The 3843-nt window shown below is 62.5% G+C and carries 1 protein-coding gene; it reads right to left on the reverse strand.

The window, feature by feature from the left end; genetic code table 11:
- On the reverse strand, nt 1-3843 hold a 3843-nt coding region (locus ACXRVY_RS19660), incomplete at both ends, for a beta strand repeat-containing protein (RefSeq protein WP_458238036.1).

Consider the following 3843-nt stretch of genomic DNA (forward strand, 5'->3'; position numbering starts at 1 on the left):
CCGTTGATGATGGTCGCCGTGTCATGCCCGCCCGCGATCACCCCGCCCACCCCCGGCGTTACACCATAATGACTGGCGAGGTTGACGCCAGCCAGGTCGATGGTCTGGTTCGGCGCGGCGCCGGCCATGGCGCTGACGTCGATGCTGGTCACCGTCGACGGCCCGCTGCCGGTGACGGTGAAGTGCAGGTAGTCATCCAGTGAAGCCGTGGTGCCGCTCTCCCCTTGCAGCAGCTGCGACAGGTCGAGCTTGTCGGTGCCGGGGGTGAAGTCGGTGATCAAGTCATGGCTGCTGTTGCCCTTGAGCCACTGGAAGGTGTCGACCCCGGCTCCGCCGGTCAGGGTGTTGTTGCCCAGGCCGCCGATCAGCCAGTCATCGCCGCCTCCGCCGTTGAGCATGTCGTTGCCCAGGCCGCCGTTGATCACGTTGCTGTTGTTGTCACCGGTCAGGGTGTCGTTGAAGTTCGAACCTGTGAGGTTTTCGATACCGGTCAGGGTGTCCGAGCCCGCGCCCAGGGTGTTTTGCCCACCGGGCAGGCTGAGGTCGACCGTCACTCCGGCGGTGGCGTGGGCGTAACTGGCCGTGTCGATGCCCGTACCGCCATCGAGTATGTCATTGCCTGGGCCGCTGAAGAGCAAATCATTGCCGGTGCCGCCGTGCAGCTCGTTGTTGCCGGAGCCGGCAGTGAGCACATCGTTGCCGTCGCCGGCATTGATGATGTTGTTACCCGTGCCTGCCACCAGTACGTCATCCCCGCTAGTGCCGGTGAGGGTGTGGCCGTCCTGATAGCTGATGGTCAGGTTGGCCGAGTCGCTRCCGCCATGGTTGTCGTTGGCGGTGTAGGTGTCGTGGTAGTCCGGGGTGACGTCGTGTGYCCCGGCGTAGTTGACGGTCATGGTTAGCTGATAGTTTTCCGCCGCATTCGTATTGCCGTTACCGGGGTCGGTGATGTTGGTCATGTGGATCTGGTAAGTGCCATCCGCGCTTGCGGTGATGGTACCGCCATCGGCGATGCTGACGAACGCCCCGCCGTTGAGCGAATACTCCATCGTGACGTGCCCGGGGTCCAGGTTGTGATCGAGGTTGAGCGTCTCACCTTGTTTCAGCTTGACCGTGATGAGGTCTTCATTGTTGCCATTGGAGCTGTTCGCTTTGTCGAGATAGCCACTGACCACCAGCAGCGCCGTCATGGTCGCCGTGTTGGCCGCAAAGGCATTGCGCACGTCTGCCAGACTCTGGTTGGCAGGGTTGTTGTTGGTGCCGGTGAAGTTGATCGCGCCGGTGCCGGTGAAGTCCGCGCCCTTGGCTATCCAGCCGGTGTTGAAGGAGGTCGGTGTCGCCGAGAGTTGATCCCCATTGGGGTCAGTGTCGTTGGCCAGCAACAGTTCGCCCGGCACCACGACAGTGCCCGAGAGCACGTTGGTGATGACGTTATCATCGGCGGCCACTGGCGGTGCGTTCGGTATGACCTTGACCGTCAGGGTGGCGCTGGCCAGGTCGCCGTCGTTGTCGCTGGCGGTGAAGGCGATGTTTTCGGTGATCAACACCGATGTGGTTTTCTGCGAAATGTAGGCGTATTCACCGGTATCGAGATTGATCTGCAAGGTACCGCTGTTGCTGGTGGCAATGCTCAACGTGTTGTCCACGGTGTTGAACGTGCCGTGGTTGAGCCCGCCGCTGAAGCTCAGCGCGCCCTGATTGCTGTTGCCGCTCGGATCGTAGGTGTACGTGGTGCCGTCCACCGTGATGGTTTTGATGAAGCCGCCATCGGCGCCGAAGGTACCGCCCTCGCCCAGCAGCGAACCGGTTACCGGTGCGCCGATCACAGTGCCGGACAGCACCGAGTTGAGCTGGTTTAGGTCGGTCACCACCACCGCATTGGTGTCGGTGTGGCTGCTGCCGTCATAGGCCAGTGGATTGAGGTTGGCGTTGCTGACGCCGCTGCCCAGGCCGATCGCGTAGTTCTTGATGTCGTTGGCATCGAGGAAGGCTTTCAGAGCGGTCTCGTCGGCAGCGCCGATTTCCTGACCGGTGGTGGGCTTACCGTCGGAGAAGAAGTAGCCGACGTTTTGCGCACCGGTCAGTTTGCCCGAGGTGTTGAACGCGGTCTGCATGGTCAGCACGGCCGCGTCGTAGTTGGTATTGCCGTTCGCGCTGAGGCCGGCCAGCAGTGTCTTGGCGGTCGCTACATCGACCCACACCGAGGTCATGTCGGTGGCGCTGCTGCTGAAGGTGACAAGCTGCACTTTCACATCGCCGAGGTCGTCGTATTTATCCAGCAAGGCACTGATGGCCTGCTTGGCCAGATCCAGCCGTGACAGGTTCGACACGCCGGAAGGGTCGGCCATGCTGCCGGAGACATCGAGCACGATCAGCAGGTTGGAATCGATTTCCACCGCCGCCACCGAGCGATCCGTTGCCACTGCCTTGGGCACGTCATCGACAATGTTGACCACGATGGTGCTGGTGCTGCTGTTGCCCAGCGCATCGGTGGCCTTGTAGGTGAAGCTTTCACTCAGGCTGTTCGGCCCGTCGTTGGCATTCGGCGAGGTTTTCGGCGCCGAGGTGAGGGTGTAGGTGTAGGTGCCGTCGGGGTTGAGCAGGATTTGCCCGTAGGTGCCGGTGGCGCTGCCGACCAGGGTGTAGGTGAGCGCACCGCTGCCACCCGAGACAGATCCGACCAGGGTGCCGGACGCGGTTTCGCCCGTGTTGCCCGGGTCGCTGCCGGTGACCGTAGCGACGGCCAGGTCCTGCCCATCCATGCTCAGGTCGAGGGCTTTTTCGTAGACCGTCACGTCGCTATCGGGGTTGGCCTTGATAATGCTGTTGGTCACGTCGATGGTGATGGTGGTGGTGCTTTCATCGCCATCGGAATCGCGCACGGTATAGGTGAACGTATCGGTCACCCCCGCATCGCCGACCGAACCCGGGTTGCTGTGATACACCGCGTTGCCGTTGGCATCGAGGGTCAGGTAGCCATAGGTGCCATTGATCTGGTTGCCCAACCCGCCGATGGCCGACGTCGAGGTATTGCTACCGGCGCGCACGCCGACCACCGTCGCCGGACCATCGGCACCGCTGATGTCGTTGCCCAGCACACTGATGTTGACGGTGCCGCCCTCCACTACCGACGACGAGTCAGGTTTGGCGCTCGGCAGGTCATCGACGATGTTGACGTTGATCTGCCCGGTCGCCGGGTCGCCATCGGTATCGGTAGCGACGACGTTGAAGTTCTCGGTCAGGTTGTTGGCGCCGTTGGCAGTCGGGTGCCCCTCATTATCGTTGAGGGTGTAGCTGTAGCTGATCACTCCGGTGGCGGCGTTGAACCCGGTGATGGTCAGGGTGCTGCCCAGTGGCGTGACGGCCGTCAGCGGGAAGCCGGCGACCACACCACCGCTGACGACAGTGATGCCGCCGACGGTCAGGGTTTRCAGGCCATCGAGCGCGGTGACGGTGAAGGTGCCGTTCTGGGTCAGGGCAGGCGTGTTGGGGCTGCTGCCGTCGCTGAGGTTTTTCTCGTAGACCGTCAGCTCACCGCCATACACGATGAGGCCGTTGAGGGTCACCGGATCRTCGTTGTTGTAGACGTTGAGCACCAGGTTGGCGGTGCTGCTGTCGCCGTCCGCATCGGTGAGGGTGTAGGTGAAGGTTTCGCTGCCGTCGCCGCCGCCGTGCAACGCCTTGAAGTCGGCATCGCTGGTGTTGAGGGTGTAGGTGTAAGTGCCGTTGGCGTTGAGCACCAGGGTGCCATAGGTGCCGGTGAAGGTGCCGGGGGTGATCGGGCCGGCATTTTCTCCGAGCGTCACCCGGTCAGCGCCTTGCACGTCGTTGCTCAACACGTTG

The sequence above is a fragment of the Pseudomonas sp. P5_A2_2 genome (genome assembly GCF_054177685.1).